The 21900-nt window shown below is 75.2% G+C and carries 15 protein-coding genes; 9 read left to right on the top strand and 6 right to left on the bottom strand.

The genetic code is table 11. The annotated features are described in order from the left end of the window. The first annotated feature begins 163 nt into the window (after positions 1-163). From ACFVVA_RS00075 to ACFVVA_RS00065, 3 genes are all read left to right on the top strand, one after another. Positions 164-4021: a HAMP domain-containing protein gene (locus ACFVVA_RS00075; protein ID WP_387684087.1), complete on the top strand. Its 3858-nt coding sequence runs from the start codon at positions 164-166 to the stop codon at positions 4019-4021. A 43-nt stretch (positions 4022-4064) separates the two neighbouring features. Continuing rightward, a complete protein-coding gene (locus ACFVVA_RS00070) occupies positions 4065-6449 on the top strand; it encodes a SpoIIE family protein phosphatase (protein WP_387684085.1) in 2385 nt (794 codons plus the stop codon). Positions 6450-6511: 62 nt separating this feature from the next. After that, on the top strand, positions 6512-7579 hold the full coding sequence (locus ACFVVA_RS00065) for a polyprenyl synthetase family protein (RefSeq protein ID WP_387684775.1): 1068 nt from the start codon (positions 6512-6514) through the stop codon (positions 7577-7579). A 57-nt stretch (positions 7580-7636) separates the two neighbouring features. Here the strand turns inward: ACFVVA_RS00065 and ACFVVA_RS00060 are convergent, their stop codons facing one another. Genes ACFVVA_RS00060 through ACFVVA_RS00045 form a run of 4 tightly spaced genes read right to left on the bottom strand, consistent with a single transcriptional unit; the run spans position 7637 to position 11839 of the window. Next, positions 7637-8713, bottom strand: coding sequence for a glycerate kinase (locus tag ACFVVA_RS00060; RefSeq protein ID WP_387684083.1), 1077 nt, complete (start codon positions 8711-8713; stop codon positions 7637-7639). Beyond that, positions 8710-9531, bottom strand: a complete 822-nt coding sequence (locus ACFVVA_RS00055) for a sugar phosphate isomerase/epimerase family protein (protein ID WP_387684081.1) — start codon at positions 9529-9531, stop codon at positions 8710-8712. The genes ACFVVA_RS00060 and ACFVVA_RS00055 overlap by 4 nt, the downstream gene beginning before the upstream one ends. Next, the gene (locus ACFVVA_RS00050) at positions 9528-10676 is read right to left on the bottom strand and encodes a dihydrodipicolinate synthase family protein (protein WP_387684079.1); all 1149 of its coding nucleotides are present in this window, start codon (positions 10674-10676) and stop codon (positions 9528-9530) included. The genes ACFVVA_RS00055 and ACFVVA_RS00050 overlap by 4 nt, the downstream gene beginning before the upstream one ends. Next, the gene (locus ACFVVA_RS00045) at positions 10673-11839 is read right to left on the bottom strand and encodes a Gfo/Idh/MocA family protein (protein ID WP_387684077.1); all 1167 of its coding nucleotides are present in this window, start codon (positions 11837-11839) and stop codon (positions 10673-10675) included. The genes ACFVVA_RS00050 and ACFVVA_RS00045 overlap by 4 nt, the downstream gene beginning before the upstream one ends. Before the next feature lie 118 nt (positions 11840-11957). Here ACFVVA_RS00045 and ACFVVA_RS00040 point away from each other — a divergent pair, with 118 nt between their 5' ends. Both ACFVVA_RS00040 and ACFVVA_RS00035 read left to right on the top strand, forming a co-directional pair. Beyond that, complete coding sequence (locus ACFVVA_RS00040; RefSeq protein WP_387684075.1) at positions 11958-12995, top strand: LacI family DNA-binding transcriptional regulator; 1038 nt, start codon at positions 11958-11960, stop codon at positions 12993-12995. A 249-nt stretch (positions 12996-13244) separates the two neighbouring features. Further along, complete coding sequence (locus ACFVVA_RS00035) at positions 13245-14303, top strand: substrate-binding domain-containing protein (protein WP_387684073.1); 1059 nt, start codon at positions 13245-13247, stop codon at positions 14301-14303. Between the two features lie 88 nt (positions 14304-14391). Here the strand turns inward: ACFVVA_RS00035 and ACFVVA_RS00030 are convergent, their stop codons facing one another. After that, positions 14392-15171 (bottom strand): sugar phosphate isomerase/epimerase family protein, encoded by a 780-nt coding sequence (locus tag ACFVVA_RS00030; RefSeq protein WP_387684071.1) that lies wholly within the window; start codon positions 15169-15171, stop codon positions 14392-14394. A gap of 5 nt (positions 15172-15176) precedes the next feature. Beyond that, positions 15177-17117 carry a DUF2264 domain-containing protein gene (locus ACFVVA_RS00025; protein ID WP_387684069.1) on the bottom strand — a complete coding sequence of 647 codons (1941 nt, stop codon included), beginning with the start codon at positions 17115-17117 and terminating at the stop codon, positions 15177-15179. 253 nt (positions 17118-17370) lie between these two features. On the opposite strand from ACFVVA_RS00025, the gene ACFVVA_RS00020 reads away from it, so the two are divergent. From ACFVVA_RS00020 to ACFVVA_RS00005, 4 genes are all read left to right on the top strand, one after another. After that, a complete protein-coding gene (locus ACFVVA_RS00020) occupies positions 17371-18702 on the top strand; it encodes an ABC transporter substrate-binding protein (RefSeq protein ID WP_387684067.1) in 1332 nt (443 codons plus the stop codon). Next, positions 18699-19658: a carbohydrate ABC transporter permease gene (locus tag ACFVVA_RS00015; protein ID WP_387684065.1), complete on the top strand. Its 960-nt coding sequence runs from the start codon at positions 18699-18701 to the stop codon at positions 19656-19658. Before ACFVVA_RS00020 ends, ACFVVA_RS00015 begins: the two co-directional genes overlap by 4 nt. Next, positions 19655-20569 (top strand): carbohydrate ABC transporter permease, encoded by a 915-nt coding sequence (locus tag ACFVVA_RS00010; RefSeq protein ID WP_387684063.1) that lies wholly within the window; start codon positions 19655-19657, stop codon positions 20567-20569. Before ACFVVA_RS00015 ends, ACFVVA_RS00010 begins: the two co-directional genes overlap by 4 nt. A gap of 122 nt (positions 20570-20691) precedes the next feature. Beyond that, the gene (locus ACFVVA_RS00005; protein WP_387684773.1) at positions 20692-21672 is read left to right on the top strand and encodes a hydroxyacid dehydrogenase; all 981 of its coding nucleotides are present in this window, start codon (positions 20692-20694) and stop codon (positions 21670-21672) included. Positions 21673-21900: the final 228 nt, after the last annotated feature.

The following is a 21900-nucleotide window of genomic DNA, read 5'->3' as shown; positions in this document are numbered from 1 at the left end:
TCCGCCCCGAGTGTCCGCCCCTGCCCCGGGCCCGTCCGTCCCGAGTGTCGCCCCCGGCCCGCGGTGGCACAGTGGGAGCAGGGCGGCAGCCCGTCGCCCTCGGGTCCGAGGTGCCCGGACGACGGCGCACCCAGGCCGTGCGAGCGATCCGGACGGTGGGCGGATGGACGAGCACCCGGTAGCCGCAGCCCCCGCGGCCGACCCGGCCGAGCAGGCACTGCGGCAGCTGCTCGCCGGGCTGACGGCCGTGCGCGACGGGGACTTCCGCACCCGGCTCGCCCCGGACCGGCCGGGGGTGCTGGGGGAGATCGCCGAGGTCTTCAACGGCATGGCCGACCAGCTGGCCCGGGTGACCTCCGAGGTGACCAGGGTGGCCCGGGAGGTCGGCAGCGACGGGCGGCTGGGCGGCCAGGCGCAGGTCCCGGACGCGACCGGGACCTGGCTGGAGCTGACCGACTCGGTGAACGCGATGGCCGGCAACCTGACCTGGCAGGTGCGCAACATCGCCCAGGTCACCACGGCGGTGGCGCGCGGCGACCTCACCCAGAAGATCGAGGTGGACGCGCGCGGCGAGATCCTGGAGCTCAAGAGCACCGTCAACACCATGGTGGACACCCTGTCCTCGTTCGCGGACGAGGTGACCAGGGTGGCCCGGGAGGTCGGCACCGAGGGCCGGCTCGGCGGCCAGGCGCAGGTGCCGGGCGTCGCCGGGACGTGGCGCGACCTGACCGACTCGGTGAACGCGATGGCGGGCAACCTGACCTGGCAGGTGCGCAACATCGCCCAGGTGGCGACCGCCGTGGCCGAGGGGGACCTCACCCAGAAGATCTCGGTCGCCGCCCGCGGGGAGATCCTGGAACTCAAGACGACCATCAACACGATGGTCGACCAGCTGTCCTCGTTCGCCGCCGAGGTGACCAGAGTCGCCCGGGAGGTGGGCACCGAGGGTCGGCTCGGCGGCCAGGCGGACGTCCGGGACGTCTCCGGCACCTGGCGGGCGCTCACCGAGTCCGTCAACGTCATGGCCGACAACCTCACCGCCCAGGTCCGCTCGATCGCCGAGGTGACCACCGCCGTCGCGGAGGGCGACCTGAGCCAGAAGATCCGGGTCGACGCGCGCGGCGAGATCCTGGAGCTGAAGGAGACCATCAACACGATGGTCGACCAGCTGTCCTCCTTCGCGGACGAGGTCACCAGGGTCGCCCGGGAGGTCGGCACCGCCGGGAACCTGGGCGGCCAGGCCACCGTCCGGGGGGTCTCCGGGACGTGGAAGGACCTCACCGACAACGTCAACGTGATGGCCTCCAACCTGACCGGCCAGGTCCGCTCGATGTCCGAGGTGGCGACCGCGGTGGCCCGCGGCGACCTCTCCCGGAAGATCACCGTCGAGGCCGAGGGCGAGGTCGCGGCCCTCGCCGCCGCCATCAACACCATGGTGGACACGCTGTCCGCCTTCGCCGACGAGGTGACCAGAGTGGCCCGGGAGGTCGGCACCGAGGGCATCCTGGGCGGCCAGGCCCGGGTGCCCAACGTCGCCGGGACGTGGAAGGACCTCACCGACAACGTCAACTTCATGGCGCACAACCTGACCAGCCAGGTGCGCAACATCGCCCAGGTCACCACCGCCGTCGCGGACGGCGACCTGACCCGCAAGATCGACGTGGACGCGCGCGGCGAGATCCTGGAACTCAAGACCACCGTCAACACGATGGTCGACCAGCTGTCCTCGTTCGCCGCCGAGGTGACCAGGGTCGCCCGGGAGGTCGGCAGCGAGGGCCGGCTCGGCGGGCAGGCCCGGGTGGAGGGTGTCTCCGGCACCTGGAAGCGGCTCACCGAGAACGTCAACGAGCTGGCCGGCAACCTCACCCGGCAGGTCCGCGCCATCGCCGAGGTCACCAGCGCCGTCGCGGCCGGAGACCTGACCCGCTCGATCAGGGTGGACGCCTCCGGCGAGGTCGCCGACCTCAAGGACAACATCAACGCGATGGTCGGATCGCTGCGCGAGACCACCCTGGCCAACCAGCAGCAGGACTGGCTCAAGAGCAACCTGGCCCGCTTCTCCGCCGCCATCCAGGCCCGGCGGGACATCCGCGCCGTCGCCGGGATGATCACCGACGAGCTGACTCCGCTGGTCGGCGCCCAGTACGGCGCGTTCTTCCTCGCCGAGGAGGGCGCGGACGGCACCGAACTCGCCCTGATCAGCGCCTACGGCCGCCCGGCCGGGGAGCGGCGGCGGCTGCGGCTGGGGGAGTCCCTGGTCGGCCAGGCCGCCCGGACCCGGCGGACCGTCGCCGTGGACGACCTGCCGCCCGGCTACGCCACCGTCTCCTCCGGCGCGGGCCGCGCCGACGCCCGCTCACTGGTCGTCCTGCCGATCGCCCTGGAGGAGTGGCTGATCGGCGTGCTGGAGTTCGCCTCGGTCCACCCGTTCACCCAGGTCCACCGCGACTTCCTGACCCAGTTCGCCGAGGCCTGCGGGGTCAACCTCGGCAACCTGCTGGCCAACGCGCGCACCGACGAGCTGCTCGGCGAGTCCCAGCGGCTCACCGCCGAACTCCGGGCCCAGTCCAAGGAGTTGCAGGAAGGGCAGGAGGAACTGCGCCGCTCCAACGCCGAACTGGAGGACAAGGCCGCGCTGCTCGCCCAGCGCAACCGGGACATCGAGGCGAAGAACCTGGAGATCGAGCAGGCCCGCCAGGAACTGGAGGAAAGGGCACAGGAGTTGACCCGGACCTCGATGTACAAGTCGGAGTTCCTGGCCAACATGAGCCACGAGCTTCGCACCCCGCTGAACAGCCTGCTCATCCTCGCCCAGCTGCTCGCCGAGAACAGCGGCGGCAACCTCACCCCCAAACAGGTCGAGTACGCGGGCGTCATCCACTCGGCCGGCACCGACCTGCTCCAGCTCATCAACGACATCCTGGACCTCTCCAAGGTGGAGGCCGGGAAGATGGACCTGTCCATCGAGCCCTTCGCGGTGCGCGAACTGCTGGAGTACGTGGAGTCCGGCTTCCGGCCGCTGGCCGACCAGAAGGGGCTCGCCTTCGAGGTGGCCGTCGACCGGGCCGTGCCGGAACGGATCGTCACCGATCAGGCGCGGCTGCGCCAGGTGCTGCACAACCTGCTCTCCAACGCCGTCAAGTTCACCGACACCGGCCGGGTCGAGCTGCGGATCGAACGCGTCGAGGAGGCCGAGCTGCCGCCCGGACTCGGGCGCGCGCCCGCCGCGGTGGCCTTCCACGTCGACGACAGCGGGATCGGCATCGACCCGGCCCACCTGGACACCATCTTCGGAGCCTTCCAGCAGGCCGACGGCTCCACCGCGCGGCGCTACGGCGGCACCGGCCTCGGCCTGTCGATCAGCCGGGAGCTCGCCCGGCTGCTCGGCGGCACCATCACCGTCCGCTCCGCGGCGGGGCAGGGCAGCCGGTTCACGCTGTACCTGCCGCTGGGCGAGCAGGCGGCGGCGGTGGCGACGGGCGGCACGCCGGTGCCCGGGTCCGGGGGCGGGGGCGGGGGCGGCGACGCGGCCCCCGAGGCGGTCGAGGGCCCCTCGGCGGTGGATGGCCCCTCGGCGGTGGAGGGCCCCTCGGCGGTGGAGGAGACCGAGGAGAGCGAGCCGCCCCCGGCCGTGGCGGGACCGCTCGCCGGACGGACCGTACTGATCGTCGACGACGACATCCGCAACGTCTTCGCGCTCACCGCAGCCCTGGAACGGCACGGGCTGACCATCCTGCACGCCGCCGACGGCCGCGCCGGGCTCGACCGGCTGCGCGCCCACCCGGAGACCGACCTGGTGCTGATGGACGTCATGATGCCCGAACTGGACGGCTACGCCGCCATCGCGGAGATCCGCGCCGACGCCCGCTTCGAGCGGCTGCCGGTCGTGGCCGTCACCGCCAAGGCCATGCCCGGTGACCGGGACCGCAGCCTGGCCGCCGGGGCCGACGACCACATCACCAAGCCGGTCGACACCGGCCGGCTGCTGGAGCGGATGCGGGAATGGCTGGACGCGTCATGACGGCTCCTCGGGCGGGCGCCGCGCCCCGGCCCCGGGGTGCGCCGTGACCGCCGAGCAGGAGTCCGCCGGGCAGGACTCCGCCGGGCAGGAGTCCGCGGCGCAGGAGGCCGCGGAGCGCACCGCCCGGGCCCTGGCCGAGACCGTCCGTCGCCTCCGGGCGGCCGCCGCCCGCGCGCACGCCGAGGCGCGGACCAGGGCCGCCGTCGACCTCGCCACCGGCATCCTGGCCGAGCGGCTCGGCCTGCCCGTCGCCGAGGCCGCCGCGCACCTCGCCCGGCTGGCCCGGGAGTCGGGCGTGCCGGTGCTCGTCCTGGCGACGGACATCGCGGGCCTCCCGGAGCCGGGAACGGAGCCGGGCCGGGAACCGGGATCAGCTCCCGCACCGGCTCCGGACGGCGCGCCCGGACCGGCGGCCCTCGGCCTCCCCACCGCCGAACCGCCCGAGGCCGGCCCGCCCGTCGCGCCCGCACTCGCCTCCGCGCCCGACCTGGAGCACGCCGCCGGGGCCGTGCTCGACCAGGCCGCGGCGGCGCTCGGCGTCCGCGCCGTGGCCGTCTGGCAGCGGCTGCCCGGCGGCGCGCTCGCCCTCGCCGCGCAGGCCGGGCTCTCCGCCGAGGAGGCGGCCGGCTGGTCCCGGGTGCCGCCCGGCGTCCCCACCCCGGCGCAGCTGGTCGTCGGCGGGGGAGCCGAGCTGTGGCCCGGGGAACCGGGGGCGGACGGTCCCTCGGTGGGCGGCGCCGCCGCCCGGGCGGTCGTCCCGCTGTTCGACCGGCGCCGCCGCACGGGCGCGCTGGAGCTGCTCTGGCCGGCCACCGGCCCCGATTCCGCCCCGGTGCTCGGCCCGGCCCGGCGCCGGGGGCTGTACGCCCTCGCCGACCTCTGCGCGACCCTCCTCGGCCCGCTCCCGGAGCCCGTGCCCCCCGAGCGGGCCGACGACCTCCTGGACGGTCTGCTCACCCCCGCGCTGCTGCTGGCCCCCGTCCTGCGGGCCGAGCGGATCGCCGACTTCACGGTGGTTCGGGTCAACGCCCGGTTCCGTGACCCGCTGGGCCGGCCCCGGGAGGCACTGGAGGGCGCCTCGCTGCTGGAGACCTACCCGGTCGCCTCGGCCGCCGGGCTGCTCGACCGGCTGCTGCGCGCGTACGAGACGGGCGTGCCGTCGACCGCCGAGCGGGTCCGGCTCGCCTTCCGGGAGCAGGGGCCCGCCGTCCCGGTGGCCGTCCTGCTCTCGGTCGTCCCGCTCGGGGGCCGGCTGCTGGTCTGCTGGCGGCTGGACGACGAGCGGGAGGAGGACGAGCACGCCGCCCTGCTGCGCCAGGCCCAGCGGCTGGCCCGGGTGGCCGGGTTCGAGGAGCGCCCCGCCGAGGGCCGGATCCGCTGGAGCGACGGGCTGCGCGAGCTGTACGGGCTGCCGCCGGACGCCCCGCCCGTACCGCTGGACCGGCTCGTGCGGCACACCCACCCGGACGACCGGCCGGCGGTCCGGCGGCTGCTGGACACCGTCCGGCACCACCACCGCACCGCCTCCGCGGTGGTCCGGCTGGACCGCCCGGACGGCACCCACCGCTTCACCCGGGTGATCGCCGAGCCGGTGGTGGACGAGACCGGCCGGCTCGTCGCCGTCCGCGGCGCCTACCACGATGTCTCCGCCCAGCATTGGACGGAGGTCGCGCTCGGCGCCACCCGGGAGCGGCTGGCCGACAGCGAGCAGGAGTCGGCCGAACGGGCGCAGCTGGCACTGCGGCTGCAGCAGGCGATCCTGCCCGCCGCCCCGCCCCCGCTCGCCGTCACCGGCCTGCACGCCGCCGTCCGCTACCGGCCCGCTGCCCAGCGCGACCGGGTCGGTGGCGACTGGTACGACGTGCTGGTGCTGCCCGACCGGCGGGTGCTGCTCGCGGTCGGCGACGTGGCCGGGCACGGCGTCGGCGCGGCCACCGGGATGGTCGCGCTGCGGCACGCCCTGCGCGGCCTCGCCGTCACCGGGGCCGGCCCGGGCCGGCTACTGGAGTGGGCCAACACCGTGGCCCTGCGCGAACCGGGCCAGGTCACCGCGACGGCCGTCTGCGTGCTGCTGGACCCGGTCGGCGGCGAACTGCGCTGGGCCCGGGCCGGCCACCTGCCGCCGATCCGGCTCGGCGCGGACGGCGCCCAGGTGCTGCCGCTGCCGCACGGCGTGCTGCTCGGCGCGCTGGACGACGCCGAGTACGAGGAACGCACCGCCCGGCTCGACCCGGGTGACGTCCTGCTGCTCTACACCGACGGGCTGGTCGAACGCCGGGACCGCCCGGTGGAGGAGTCGGTGGAGCAGCTGCTCCGGGCGGCCGGCGCCCCCGGCCCGGACCTGGAGCAGTACCTGGACCGGCTGCTCGAACTCAGCCCCGCCGACACCGACGACGACACCTGCCTGATCGCCGTCCAGACCGAGTAGGCAGGGCGGCCGCGCGGCCCCGTACGCCGGATGCGAGGGTGGGCCTCGTGAACGAGACGATCATGGCAGCCGCCCGCGAACGAGCCGCCGGACACCGGCGCCGGTTCGACCTCCGCTTCGAGGCCTACTTCGCCGCCCTGCCGGAGCGCCTCGACACGCCGTCGCTCAGCCGCTTCACCCCGCGCTGCCTGGAGCTGCTGCGGGACCTCTCCCTGCGCGGCGGCAAGCGGCTGCGGGTCGCCCTGCTGTACGAGGCGGCCCGACTGGTGACCACCGACCCCGTGCCCGGCCTGGCGGAGGCCGCGCTGAGCATCGAGCTGCTCCAGACGCACGGCCTCGTCCACGACGACATCATCGACGACGCGCCCGTACGCCGCGGCGGCCCCTCCACCTACTACGCCTACCGCCGGGAGTTCCCGGCGGCGGACCGCACCGCGCTCGGCCTGGCCGTCCTGGCCGGAGACCTCGCCGCCTTCCTCTCGATGCGGGTCCTGCTGGAGGCGGACGTCCCCGCCGGGCTGCGCCAGGCGATGCTGGAGGTGCAGCTGAACGCCGGCGCCGAGACGGTCGCCGGCCAGATCCTCGACCTCGAACGCGACTTCCTGCCGCTTCCGGACGAGGAGTTCCTGCACACCGTCTGCGAGTACAAGTCGACCCGGTACTCCGTGCTCGCCCCGCTGCGGCTTGGGCTGCTGGCCGCCGGCGAGGACGTGGCCGGCCACGACGCACGGCTGCGCCGGTACGCGAGCCTGGTCGGCATCGGCGGCCAGCTGCGCGACGACTACCTCGACCTGTTCGGCGACGAGGACGCCACCGGCAAGTCCACCGGCGCCGACCTCCGCGCGGGACGCCGCAGCTACGCCGTGAGCGCCCTGCTCGCCCGCGCGGACGAGGCGCAGCGGGCCGTGGTGGAGTCCGCGCTCGGCGACCCGCACTGCCCGGCCGACGCGGTCGAACAGGTCCGCGAGCTGGCCCGACGGCTGGGCGTGGACCGGAAGCTCCGCTCCGACATGCGCCGCTGCGCCGAGGCGGCCCGCGCCGAGGCCGAGAGCTGGCGCCCGCACTGGCGGGCGGAGGCGGTGGCCTTCTTCGAGGGCCTGCCGCCGGCGAACGTGGTGCCGGGCGGGTGACCCGGGCGGCCCGGTCCGCGCCGAGCGCGGGGGGACCGGGCCCCGGACGGCGGGAGTTCAGCCCGCCGCGCTGTGGGCGAGACGGGCGCCGGCGCGGACCAGCCACAGGCGGGCGTGCTCCCGGGCGGAGGCCGGGCCGCCCGCGAGCGCGGCGAGGGTGAGCACCCGGTCGTCGGCCGACTCGCCCGCGACGATCCGGGCGGGGACGCCGGCCCGGGCGGCCCGGGCGAGGACCTCGCCGACCGCCTTGCCGCGCAGGCTGGTCGCGTCGTACCGGCCCTCACCGGTGATCACCAGATCCGCCGCGGCGATGTCCCGGTCGAGGCGGAGGAGGTCGGCGACGGCGGCGGCGCCGGGGCGGATGACGGCGCCCCAGGCGGCCGCGAGGCCGTAGGCGGTGCCGCCCGCCGCGCCGGTGCCGGGCCGCGCCGGGTCCGCGCCGAGGAGCGCGGCGAGCCGGGTGAGGCCCTGGTCGAGCAGGGCGACCTCGCTCGGGTCCGCGCCCTTCTGCGGGCCGTAGACGGCGGCGGCGCCGTCCGGGCCGAGCAGCGGATTCGTGACATCGGTGAGCAGCACCACACCCCCGGGCGGCGCCGGGCGCAGGCCCGTGACGTCGACCCGGTGGGCCCGCGGCAGGGCTCCGCCGCCGTCGGGGAGCTCCCGGCCCCGCGCGTCGGTCAGCCGCAGGCCGAGCGCCGCGAGCAGGCCGCTGCCGCCGTCGGTGGAGGCGGAGCCGCCGAGGGCGACCGCCAGCCGGCGCGCGCCCGCGTCGAGGGCCGCCGCGACGGTCTCGCCGGTGCCCCGCGTGGTCGCGGTGAGCGGTGCGGGGCGGGACATCAGGGGCAGTCCGCTGGCGACGGCGAGTTCCACCAGCGCGGTGCCGTCGGGCAGGAGGGCGTACCGCCCGGTGACCGGCCGCCCGTCGGGGCCGGTGCAGCCGGGGACCTCGTGCTCGGTGGTGCCGGGCAGGGCGGCCGCGACGGCGGCGATGGTGCCCTCGCCGCCGTCGGCCATCGGACGCGCGATCAGCTCGTCGCCCGGCCGCACCGAGCGCCAGCCGTCGGCCAGCGCCCGGGCGGCGTCGGTCGCCGTGACCGTCCCCTTGAAGGAGTCCGGGGCGAGAACGACCCTCATGCGCCCGCCACGTGGGCCCGGTGGCGCTCGACCACCGTCGCGAGGGTCTGCTCCCCGGGGGTGTCCCAGATCTCCTGGTTGAAGATCTCGGTCTCGATCCAGCCGGTGTAGCCGGCGGCCGTGACCATGGCCGTCAGCGCCCCGAAGTCGATGTGGCCGTCGCCCACGTGGCCCCGGCCGAGCAGGGCGTCGGCGGGCAGCGGAAGCGTCCAGTCGCAGACCTGGTACGAGGCGATCCGGGCGCCCGCCCGGGCGACCTGCGCGGCGAGGTCCGGGTCCCACCACACGTGGTAGCTGTCGACGACGACGCCGACCTGCTCGACGGGGTGGCGCTCGGCCAGGTCGAGGGCCTGGCCGAGGGTGGAGACCACGGCCCGGTCGGCGCAGAACATCGGGTGCAGCGGTTCGATCGCCAGCCGTACGCCCAGGTCACCGGCGTACGGGGCGAGTTCGGCCAGCCGCTCGGCGACCCGCTCCCGGGCTCCGGCCAGGTCGCGGCTGCCCGCGGGCACCCCGCCGACGACCATCACCAGGGTGTCGGTGCCGAGTTCGGCCGCCTCCTCCAGGGCACGGAGGTTGTCGGCGAGCGCCGCCCGGTGGGCGTCCGGCCCCTCGGCGGTGAGGAAGCCGCCCCGGCACAGGCTGCTGACGGCCAGTCCCGCCTCGCGGACCAGCTTGGCCGCGGACCCGACGCCGACCTCCTCCACCTTGTCGCGCCAGAGCCCGATCGCCGGGACGCCGGCCGCCGCGCAGCCGCGCACCGCCTCCGGCAGGCTCCAGCCCTTGGTGGTGATCTGGTTCAGCGAGAGCCGGTTCACGCCTCCACCCCCGCCACCGCGAGGAACCGCCGCATCCGGTGCGCCGCCAGCTCCGGATCGGGCAGCACCCCGGCGGCGTCCGCCAGCCGGAACAGCTCCACCAGGTGGACGACGGAACGGCCGCTCTGCGCCCCGCCGACCATGGTGAAGTGGCTCTGGTGGCCGGCCAGCCAGGCGAGGAACACGATGCCCGTCTTGTAGTGGTACGTCGGCGCCGCGAACAGGTGGCGGGCCAGCGGGAGGGTGGGGGCGAGCAGTGCGTCGTACCGGTCGAGGTCGCCGGCGTCCAGGGCGTGCAGCGCGGCCGCGGCGCGGGTGGCGATCGGGTCGAAGACGCCCAGCAGCGCGTGGCTGTGGCCGAGTTCGTCGCCGCGGACGAGCCGCGGGTAGTCGAAGTCGTCACCGGTGTAGAGCCGGACGCCCTCGGGCAGGGCGCGGCGCAGGGCGATCTCCCGCTCGGCGTCGAGCAGGGAGACCTTGATGCCGTCGATGCCGGCGCGGTGCTCCCGGATCAGCGCGAGCACCGTCCCGGTGGCCGTGTCCAGGTCGGCGGAGCCCCAGTAGCCGGCCAGCGCCGGGTCGAACATCTCGCCGAGCCAGTGCAGGATCACCGGCCGACCGGCCTGGGCGATCAGCCGGCCGTAGACCCGGAGGTAGTCCTCCGGCCCGCGGGCCCGCGCGGCCAGGGCGCGGCTGGCCATCAGCACGGGCTGCGCACCGGCCTCCTCGACCACCGCGAGCTGCTCCTCGTAGGCGGCCGTGATGTCGGCGAGGCCCGCGGCCGGGCCGGTGAGCTGGTCCGTGCCGACGCCGCAGGCGAGCCGGCCGCCGACGGCGCGGGCCTCCGCGCCGGAGCGGAGGATCAGCTCCCGGGTGGCGGCCCAGTCCAGGCCCATGCCGCGCTGGGCGGTGTCCATGGCGTCGGCGACGCCGAGGCCGAGGGACCAGAGGTGGTGGCGGAAGGCGAGGGTGGCGTCCCAGTCGACGGCGGCCGGGGCGCCGGGGGCGTTGCCGCCGAGCGGGTCGGCGACGACGTGCGCGGCGGCGAAGGCCGTGCGCTCCTTCGGCGGGTGCGCCGGGATCTCCAGCGGCTCGGGGGTGCTCAGCCGGTGGCGGCCGTGGCCGGGAAGGTTCAGCTCGGTCATCGGATCTCCAGCTCGGGAACGCTCAGGCGGCGGCCCTCGCGGGCGGAGCGCAGGCCGAGTTCGGCCAGCTGGACGCCCTTGGCGCCCTCCAGCAGGTCCCAGGTGTACGGGGAGCCGGTGACGACGTGTCGCAGGAAGAGCTCCCACTGGGCCTTGAAGCCGTTGTCGAACTCGCCGTTGTCCGGGACCTGCTGCCACTGCTCGCGGAACCGCTCGGTGGCCGGCAGGTCCGGGTTCCACACCGGCTTCGGGGTGGTGGCCCGGTGCTGGATCCGGCAGTTGCGCAGCCCGGCGACGGCGCTGCCCTCGGTGCCGTCGACCTGGAACTCCACCAGCTCGTCGCGGTCGACCCGGACGGCCCAGGAGGAGTTGATCTGGGCGGTGATCCCGCCCTCCAGCTCGAAGACGCCGTAGGCGGCGTCGTCGGCCGTCGCCGGGTAGGTCCGGCCCTGCTCGTCGACCCGCTCGGGAATGTGGGTGGCGGTGTGCGCGTACACCGAGCGGACGGGCGCGACGATCTGGTCCAGCACGTACCGCCAGTGCGGGAACATGTCGAGGATCATGCCGCCGCCGTCCTGGGCGCGGTAGTTCCAGGAGGGGCGCTGCGCGTCCTGCCAGTCGCCCTCGAACACCCAGTAGCCGAACTCGCCGCGCACCGACAGGATGCGGCCGAAGAAGCCGCCGTCCACCAGTCGCTTGAGCTTGAGCAGGCCGGGCAGGAAGAGCTTGTCCTGCACGGCGCCGTTGCACACCCCGGCCTCCCGGGCCAGCCGGGCCAGTTCGAGTGCGGCGTCGAGGGACTCCGCGGTCGGCTTCTCGGTGTAGACGTGCTTGCGGGCCGCGATGGCGGCGCGCAGGGCCGGCTCGCGGGCCCGGGTGATCTGGGCGTCGAAGTAGATCTCGGCGAGCGGGTGGGCCAGTGCCTCGTCCAGCGAGGTGGTCCAGTGCGTCAGGCCGTGGCGGTCCGCCAGTTCCCTGAGCTTGCGGGCGTCGCGGCCGACCAGGATCGGCTCGGGCCACAGCGTGTCGCCGCCCTCCAGGGCGAGTCCGCCCTGTTCGCGGATGGCCAGGATCGAGCGCACCAGGTGCTGGCGGTAGCCCATCCGGCCGGTGACGCCGTTCATCACGACGCCGATCACTCGCTGCGTCACTCTCTGGGTCATGCGTGGTCCTCTGCGTCCTGTGCGGTCGGTGCCGGCAAGGGGAAAGCGCTTTCCCGGAGGTTATGGAGATATGCTTCGCACGTCAATGCAGGTGGCGGAGGAAAGCGGGGAACGGTCGATGGGTGTCACCCTCAGTGAGGTCGCCCGTCACGCAGGGGTCTCGCTCGCGACGGCCTCCCGGGCGCTCAACGGCTCGGCCCGGACGGTCGGCGGGGAACTGGCCGCGAAGGTCCGGGCCAGCGCCGACGCCCTCGGATACCTGCCGAACGCTCCCGCCCAGGCGCTCGCCCGGGCCGCCACGGCCAACGTCGGCGTGCTCCTGCACGACGTGGCCGACCCGTACTTCGCGGCCATCGCCCGCGGGGTCTCCGACGCCGCCGGGCGGGCCGGGCTGCTCCCGCTGGTGATCAACACGGACGGGGAGCCGGAGACGCAGGTGCGGGGCGTCCGCATGCTGCACGGCCAGCGCGTGCGGGCCATCGTCCTGGCCGGCTCCGCCCACACCGACCCGGCCGCCGTCCGGGCCGTCGACGCGGCGCTCGCCGACTACCGGGCGGACGGCGGACGGATCGCCACCATCACCGACCACGGCCCCGGCTACGACGCCGTCCTGCCGGACAACCGCGGGGGCGCGGCCGACCTGACCCGGGCTCTGCTCGGCCTGGGGCACCGCGAGTTCGCGGTGATCACCGGGCCGGAGCGGCTGCGGGTCCCGATGGAGCGGCTCGCCGGGGTGCGCGAGGCGCTCGCCGAGGCGGGCGTCGAGCCGGCCGAAGGGGCCGTCCAGCACGTGGAGTTCACCCGTGACGGGGGACGCGAAGCGGTGCGGCGGCTGCTCGACCGCCCGCAGGCCGAGTGGCCGACCGCCGTGCTGGCGCTGTCCGACGTCTGCGCGATCGGTGCGCTGGGCGAACTGCGCGCGCGGGGGGTCGACGTGCCCGGCCGGATGTCCGTGGCCGGCTTCGACGACATCCCGTTCGCCGCGGACGTGGCGCCGGCGCTCTCGACGGTGCGGATGCCGCTGGAGCGGCTCGGCGCGAGTGCCGTCACCCTGGCGCTGGAGTCCGACGGGGGCGGGCGGCCGGTCCGGCTGGCCCTGCCGACCGAGGTCGTGCTGCGGGGGAGTACCGGGGCGGCGCCTTTGCGGGACCGGTGACCGGGGGAGCGGCCGGCCGGGCGACGGCGCCGGACGCCCGGTGAGCGGGCGGTGCGGGCGGTCCGGGCGGTTCGGTCGGGGTTTTCGCAGGCCGGGAACGCGGGATGGCCTGACCGGCCGATCGGCCGACCGGTACGGTAGTTCTGATCGACTCGGCGCATCTGTGTTCGTTCGATCGAATTTCGATTGAACGAGCCAGATTGATCAGATGCCGTGCGGCACGGGGCACGGGGCACGCAGGAGGAAGCCATGACCATCACGGCCGAGGAGCGTCGGTCCCGGATCCTCGAGGTCGTGCGCGACCTCAGGACGGTACGCGTGGTGGACCTCGCCGCCCGGATGGGCCTCTCGGCCGTCACCGTCCGCCGCGACGTGGCGGTGCTCGCCGACGACGGGCTGCTGCAGCGCTCGCACGGCGCGGTCTCGCTGCCGCGTGCCAAACCCACCGCGGCCGAGGGCGCCGACCGGGTCCTGGGCATGCTCGTCCCCACCGTCGGCTCGTACTTCGACGAGGTGGTCGGCGGCGCCCGCTCGGCCGCCGCGGACGCCGGTGCGCGCCTGGTGCTCGCCATCGCCCCGTACGAGTCGGCCGACGACCGCGCCCAGGTCGGGCAGCTGCTCGACTCCGGGGTGGACGGCCTGCTCCTGACCCCCAACTGGCGTCCGGCCGGCGGCGAGGACCGGCTGTGGACCGGGGGGCTCCCGGTGCCCGCCGTGCTCGTCGAGCGCCGCCCGCCCGCCGACGGCGAGGGCGCGCCGCTGGACTCCGTCGGCTCGGACCACCGGCACGGCGTCCTGCTGGCGCTGCGCCACCTGGTCTCGCTCGGGCACGGCTCGGTGCTGCTGGTCGCCCGGGAGGACACCTGGACGGCGCACCAGGTCCGGGCCGGCTACGCCGAGGGGACGGCGCTGCTGGGGCTGGAGCCGCAGCCGGTGATCGACATCCGCCGCCCCGGCGTCGACTCCGAGGCCGTCGCCGAGCGGATCGCCGAGGCCGCCGCCCGGGGCGTGCGGGCCGTGCTGGTCCACAACGACCAGGACGCCATCCAGCTGCCGCCGCTGCTGCGGGCCCGGGGCCTCCAGGTGCCGGACGACGTGGCGCTGATCGCGTACGACGACGTGTTCGCGGCCCTCGCCGCGCCGCCGCTGACCGCTGTCGCGCCGCCGAAGCGGGCCGTGGGCGCGGCCGCCGTGGAGCTGCTGCTGCGCCGCCTGGACCTCGGCGGCTCGCTGCCTGTGCACCGCCTCGAACTGCTGCCCTCACTGGAGATCCGCACCTCCTGCGGGGGCGCGGGCTCGGCCGGCTGAGGCGCGGCCGGGCGGTGCCCCGGGGCGTCCCGGCCGCGCCGCCCGGCCCGCCCCCGCCCGGCCCGCGCCCGCCCGGCCCGCCCCGGTCTCAGGCCGCGAGCCGGGCGAGGTAGGCCGCGCCGGGGCCCAGCAGCCCGGGCAGCGGGGCGGCGGCCGGGTACCAGGGCGCCTCGTACTCCCAGGACACCCAGCAGTCCGCCGGCAGGGCGCGCACGCACTCGGCGATCGGCAGCACGCCCGCCCCGAGCGCGAGCGGCGTGAGGTCGTCGTCGCTCGCGACGTCCTTGACCTGGACGTAGCCGAGGTGGGGCGCGAGCGCGGCCAGGCTCTGCGCCGGGCTCTCGCCGGCCAGCCGGGTGTGCAGCAGGTCCCACAGCGCGCCGACGGCCGGATGCCCGACCAGGTCGAGCACGCGCGCCACGTCGCGCCCGGAGCGGTGCGAGTCGTGGGTCTCCAGCAGGATGCGGACGCCGAGGGAGCGGGCGGTGTCGGCCGCGGCGGCCAGCCGCCGGGCGGCCCGCCGGTCGTCCTCGCCCGGCGCGGACCGCGCGCCGTGCGGGAAGACGCGCAGATGGCGCGCCCCGAGGTCGGCGGTCAGCCGCAGGTGGTCGGCCAGGGCGGCGGCCAGCCGGTCGTCGTCGCCCGGAGCGGCGACGCCGAGGTAGCAGGCCACGGCGAGCGGGGTGATCCCGTGGGCGGTGAACTCCCGCCGGGCGCTTCGCCGTTCCCCGGCCGTCAGGTCGGGGTGCACCGGTTCGCCGGGCGCGCACCGCAGTTCGAGTCCCTGCCAGTGGTGTTCGGCGGCCAGCCGGAGGACGTCGGTGAGCGGGCGGCCGGGCAGGCCCAGGGTGGAGAGGGCGAGTCGCACGGTGGTCAGTCCTCCCGGCGGACGGTGACGGAGCCGGTGGCGAGCAGGGCGGTGTGCCGCCCGCCGTCCGGCCAGCGGACGTGGAGCAGGTGGCCCCGCGGGGCCGGTTCGGTGCGGACCTCGACGGCCGCGCGGGGCGGCCGCACCGGGCCCCGGGCGAGCCGTGCGGTGCTGACGAACAGCGCGGCCGCGTCGGCGGTCCGCCCGGTGACCCGGGGTACCGCGCCGACGGCGCCGAACGCGGTGCCCGAGGGCAGCGGGTCGGTGCCGGCGCTGGTGAAGCCGCTCGCGCAGCGCAGCAGCGAGACGAGCGGCAGGCCGTCCGGCCCGGTGGCGGTGGCGGTGGCGAGCGGCCCGTCCACGGCGGTCTCGACGGAGTCCCCGGCGACCGCCCAGCCGCTGTGCCGGACCTCGGTGCCCGGCTCGGCCCCGGAGACCAGGTGGGCGTGCACCTCCTCGGCCCCGGCGGCGAGGACGAGCGAGGTCACGACGACCCCGGGGAGTTCCGCGCCGCCCGCCCGGGGCCGGTGCTCGGAGGCGGCCCAGCCGTCGCCGGCGCCGAGCGGCCGGATCCGGCCGCGCTCGGTGAGCGTGCCGCCGACCACCAGGCCGAGGTGGTTGTCCGGCGGTCCGTCCAGGACCGGGCCGGTCGCGGTGGAGTGGGCGAGGCGCGCGTAGAGCGGGTCGTCGGGCAGCACCTCGTCCGCGGGCTGGTCGTCGCTGCCGTGGTTGTGCAGCCGGACGAGGCCGTCGGCGGCGGTGGACTGGATCAGCAGGCCGGGCCGGGGGAGCGGCCGGACGGCGTCGCCGAGTTCGGCGGGTCCGGGCTGTTCGACGGCCGTCCAGACCGGGTGCTCCGGCGGCAGCAGCAGTCCGAGGAAGCCCTTGGCCGCCCAGTACGGGGAGGCGGGCCCGGAGTACGGCTGGACCATCGGCGGGTACGGCCCGTGCCAGCCGGAGGTGAGCAGGCCCTCGGCGTCGAGCGCGCCGCGGTCGAGGAAGTACCGCAGGGCGCCGGAGGCGAGGCGGCGGGTGGTGCCCGCGGCCAGCGGGGTGTTCCCGCAGAGCGCTCCGGCCCACAGCGGGGCCGCGGCGGCGAAGCGGTAGGTGAGCGAGCGGCCCTGGTGGACGGGGGCGCCGTCGGCGCCGAAGGCGTGCGCGCAGGCGTCGAGGTGGGCGGCGAGCCGGCCGCCGTACAGGTCGAGCAGGTGCCGGTCGCCGCCCAGGTGGGCGTGGAGGACGGGGTAGAGGTGGAAGGCCCAGCCGTTGTAGTGGTCGAAGGCGCGCGGGCGTCCGTCGGTGTACCAGCCGTCGCCCCGGTACCAGGTCTCGATCCTCGCCAGGCCGCGTTCCACGGCCCGCTCCGCGGCCGCGGTGTCGATGCCCGCCTCGGCGAGGAAGCCGCCCACGGTCAGCGGGAAGAGCCACCAGTTGTTGTCCACCGGGGCCCGGTGGAGGGCCTGGGCCAGCCAGGCACCGGCCCGGGCGCGTACGTCCTCGTCCAGGCGGTCCCAGAGCCAGGGGCGGGTGATCCGCAGGGCCAGGGCGATCGAGGCGGCCTCGACCATGGCCTGGCCCCGGTCGGTGATCACCGGCCAGGAGACCGGGTCGGCGTCGGTGAGGTCGCGTTCGGCGGTGGGGCGGCGGGTGCCGGCGGCGAGCCCTTCGGCGTAGGCCGGGAGCAGTCCGTGGGGGTCGTCGCCTCGGGCGCCCGCGACGCGGAGGGCGGCCAGCAGGAACGTCCGGGCGTACCCCTCCAGCCCGTCCGAGCGGGGCCCCGACCAGCTGGGGCGGTCGCCGGGCAGTGCGATCAGGGCGTGTTCGGGGCCCGCGTGGCGGCGGACGGCGGCCAGCAGGCCGTCCGCGGCGGCCTCCCAGTGGGCCCTGGTCCAGCCGGTGAGGGGGCTGAGCGAGCGGTCTTCGGGGGGTAGCTCGATCGGGGGCATGCCGGGGCTCCTCGGTCGGTGGCGGGGGATCGGATCCGGGCAGAACCCAGATCGATCGTCCATGATATTGATCAAATGATCCGAGATGACAGGGGAAAACATCACGGAAAGGGTGCTTTCCCGTAAAGAAGCCCGAACATTGCGAGGTATGCCAGATCGAAGCGGATCATTTGATCCAGAACCCTTGACTTCGATCGAAGCGCGGTCACAGGATGGCCCCACCCCGCACACCCCCTCCACCGGGAGACGAGCCATGTCCACCACCCCCACCCGTGTCCGCAGAGCCCCCCGTCTGGCCGCCGCCCTCGTCGCGTCCGCCCTCGGCATGACGTCCCTCGCGGCCTGCGGCAGCGACTCGTCGAGCGGTGGCGCCGAGGACGGCAAGCCCGTCGCCCTCACCTTCTGGGGCTGGGCCAAGGGCACCAAGGAGGTCGTGGCCGCCTTCAACGCCACCCACCCGAACATCCAGGTGACCTACGAGGAGATCCCCTCCGGCGTCGCCGGCGGCTACGCCAAGATCTCCAACGCGGTCAAGGCGGGCAACGCGCCCGACGTGTTCAACGTCGAGTACTCGCAGCTGCCGGACTTCGTCAGCCAGGGCGCCGTGCAGGACATCGGCAAGCTCGTCACGGACGGCGTCAAGGCCAAGTACCTGAACCAGGCCCTGGAGCTGACCACCCTCGGCGGCACCACCTGGGCCCTGCCGCTGGACGCCTCCCCGCAGGCCTTCTACTACCGCAAGGACCTCTTCGACAAGGCCGGCATCACCGCGCCGAAGACCTGGGACGAATTCCGCACCGCCGCCCGGAAGCTGAAGGAGGCCCAGCCGGACGCCCGGATCGCCACCTTCTTCCCCGACGACCCGACCACCTTCGAGGCCATGGCCTGGCAGGCCGACGCCCACTGGTTCAAGAGCTCGGGCGACGCCTGGAAGGTCGACGCCACCGGCCCGGAGAGCAGGAAGGTCGGCGACTACTGGCAGCAGCTGATCAACGACGACCTCGTCCGGGTCATGCCGTCCTTCAGCCAGCAGTGGACGGCCTCCCTGCAGAAGGGCGAGACGGCCGGCTACCTCGGCGCCTCCTGGGGCGGCGGCGTGCTCAAGGGCACCGTCCCCGACGCCTCCGGCAAGTGGGCCGTCGCCCCCGTCCCCACCTGGGACGGCAACCCCGCCAGCGGCATGGTCGGCGGCACCACCTTCGCGGTCTCCAAGAACAGCAAGAAGGCCAAGGCCGCGGTGGAGTTCGCCACCTGGGCCACCAGCACGCCCGAGGGCTTCAACGCCCGCATCGCCTCCGGCACCTCCTCGGCCTACCCGGCCGCCCCGGCCCTGGTGTCCGTCGCCCAGGCCGCTTTCAAGACGGACTTCTACGGCGGCCAGGACGTCTACGCGATCTACGCCGACGCCGCCAAGTCCATCAAGCCCGGCTGGCAGTGGGGCCCGGCCATGGGCGCCACCAACACCTCCCTCAAGGACGCCTTCGGAAAGCTCACCCAGGGCGGCACCGTCCAGTCCGCCGTGGACGCCGCGCAGCAGGCCACCGTCGCCGAGCTGAAGAACCGCGGAATCAAGGTCGCCCAGTGACCACCGCCCCGACCGACCGCGCCGTCCGCACCGCGCCCGCCCGCCCCACCGGCGGGCGGCGCCGGTCCGGCCGGTACGGCGCGCCGGCCGTGCTCCTGGCGCCGTTCCTGATCCTCTTCACCGCCTGCACGCTCGTCCCGATCGGGTACGCCGTCTACCTCAGCCTCTACACGGAGCACCGCTCCGGCCTCGGCTTCGGCGGCGTCGAGACGGTCTTCACCGGCCTCGGCAACTACACCCGCGCCCTCGGCGACCCGGCCTTCCTCGACGGCTTCGGGACCACGGCCCTGTACTGCCTGCTGTACATCCCGCTGATGGTCGGCCTGTCCCTGGCGCTCGCGCTGCTCCTGGACTCCACGCTGGCCCGCGCCCGCCGCTTCTTCCAGCTCGCGCTGTTCCTGCCGCACGCGGTGCCCGGCATCATCGCCGCCCTGATCTGGATGTACCTGTACACCCCCGGCATCAGCCCGGTCATCGAGGTGTTGAACTCCGCCGGGAGCAGCCCCGACCTGCTCGGCAACCCGCTGCCCGCCGTGGTCAACATCGCGCTCTGGGAGTGGGTCGGCTACAACACCGTCATCTTCTACGCCGCGCTCCAGGCCGTCCCCCGCGAGGTGCTGGAGGCCGCGATCGTGGACGGCGCCGGCCCGCTGCGCACCGTCCTCAGCATCAAGATCCCGCTGATCCGCGCCTCGATCGTGATGGTCGGCCTGTTCACCGTGATCGGATCCCTCCAACTGTTCACCGAACCGATGATCCTGCACGGCGCCTCACCCGGCGTCATCAGCACCTGGACCCCCAACATGTACGCCTACACCGCCGCCTTCGACCGCGGCGACTACGGCCTCGCCGCCGCCTCCTCGGTGCTGCTCGCCATCACCGCGGCCGTCCTGTCCTTCCTCGTCACCTGGGCGACCCGCACCCGCCCCGCCCGCCGGACGGAGGACTCGGCATGACCACCCTCGCCCCCGAACGCGACACCCGCCCGCGCCCGCGCGCCCCCCGGACCGGCCGCGACCGCACCCCGCGCACCCCCTGGACGCTGTCCAGGGCCGCCGTCAACGGCGCCCTCGTGCTGGCGTCCGCCTACACGCTGCTGCCGCTCGGCTGGCTGCTCACCGCCGCCGCCAAGAACACCGGCGACCTCCTCGGCGGCCACGGCCTCACCCCGTCCAACTGGAACCTCGGCGCCAACCTGCACGCCCTCGCCACCACCGGCGACGGCATCTACTTCCGCTGGTACCTCAACTCGCTGCTCTACGCGGGCGTCGGGGCCCTGCTCTGCGCCCTCGTCTGCGTCGGCGCCGGCTACGCCTTCCACGTGTACGCCTTCCCCGGCAAGGAGAAGCTGTTCGGGCTGGTCCTGCTCGGCGTGCTGGTGCCGACCACGGCCCTGGCCCTGCCGATGTACCTGCTCGCCTCCGAACTCGGCCTCGCCAACACCTTCTGGGCGGTCTTCCTGCCCTCCCTGGTGAACCCCTTCGGCGTCTACCTCGCCCGGGTGTTCTGCGCCGGCTACATCCCCGGCGAGGTGCTGGAGGCCGCCCGCACGGACGGCGCGGGCGAACTGCGCGCCTTCTGGTCGATCGGGCTCAGGATGGTCATGCCCGGCTTCGTCACGGTGTTCCTGTTCCAGTTCACCGCGATCTGGAACAACTTCTTCCTGCCGCTGGTGATGCTCTCCGACAACCGGCTCTTCCCGGTCAGCCTCGGCCTCTACGCGTGGAACACCCAGACCCACGCGTTCCCCGAGTTCTACCCGCTGGTCGTCACCGGTTCGCTGCTGGCCGTCGTGCCGCTGGTCGTCGCGTTCGTCGCCCTCCAGCGCCACTGGAAGGCCGGACTGACCGCGGGAAGCGTCAAGTGACCCACCAGACCGCCAACTCCACGACCGCGCCGGAGAACCACGTGTCCAATCCGCCGAACCCGACCGCTGCGAACGGGAGTTCACCCGACGCGCCGCGCCGGCGCCCGCGCGCCCTGCTGGCCATGACCCCGGACCTCGTCGACCGGCTGGTCGACGACGAGACCATGGAGCGGCTCACCACCCTCGCCCGACTCGACCCGGTGTTCGTCGTCGACGACTTCACCGGCCCCGAGGCGGCCGCCGTCCTCGCCGAGACCGAGGTGATCGTCAGCAGCTGGGGCTGCCCCCCGCTCGACGAGGCCGTCCTCGCCGCCGCGCCCCGGCTGCGCGCCGTCGTCCACGCCGCCGGATCGGTCAAGCACCATGTCACCGACGCCTGCTGGGAGCGCGGCATAAAGGTCTCCTCGGCCGCCTGGGCCAACGCCCTGCCCGTCGCCGAGTACACCGTCGCCAACGTGCTGTTCGCCAACAAGCAGGTGCTGAGGCTCAGCGCCGACTACCGCGAACGGCGGGCCCCGCACGACTGGCAGGCCGCCTACCCCGGAGCCGGCAACTACCGGCGCACCACGGGCATCGTCGGCGCCTCCCGGATCGGTCGGCGGGTCCTCGAACTGCTCCGCCCCTTCGACCTGGAGCTGCTGCTCCACGACCCGTACGTGGACGAGGCCGAGGCGGCCGCGCTGGGCGCCCGCTCGGTGACGCTCGACGAACTGTGCGGGCTCAGCGACGTGGTGAGCGTGCACGCGCCCGAACTGCCCGGCACCCGGCACATGATCGACCGCCGCAGGCTCGCCCTGATGCGCGACGGGGCGACGCTGGTGAACACCTCCCGCGGCTCGCTGATCGACCAGGACGCCCTGGTCGAGGAGCTGGTCTCGGGCCGCCTCCACGCGGTCCTGGACGTCACCGTCCCGGAGGTGCTGCCCGCCGACTCGCCGCTCTACGACCTGCCCAACGTCCTGCTCACCCCGCACGTCGCCGGCTCGCTCGGCGGCGAACTGCGGCGGATGGCGGCCGCGGCGGCGGACGAGCTGGCCCGCTACGCGGACGGCACCCCCTTCGCCCACCCGGTGCTGCGCGGCGACCTGGACCGCACCGCCTGACCGGGCGACGACCCCCGTCCGGCCGTGCGCCGAGGGCCGCAGGAGTCCCCGACTCCTGCGGCCCTCGGCGTTCTGTGGCCAACTCCCCTGCCTGGAACAGCAGTCGGGGGGCGGGGGGCCGCCCCGGGGGGCCGGCCCCCCCCCGGCCGGGGGGGGGGGGGGGGGGCCCCGGGGGCGGGGGGGGCGGAGGGGGGGGGGGGGGGGCGGCCCCCGGGGGGGGGGTGTAAA

The sequence above is a fragment of the Kitasatospora sp. NPDC058048 genome, assembly GCF_042885555.1.
GTDB lineage: Bacteria > Actinomycetota > Actinomycetes > Streptomycetales > Streptomycetaceae > Kitasatospora > Kitasatospora lactacystinica.
This window is presented reverse-complemented; position numbering and strand designations above follow the sequence as displayed.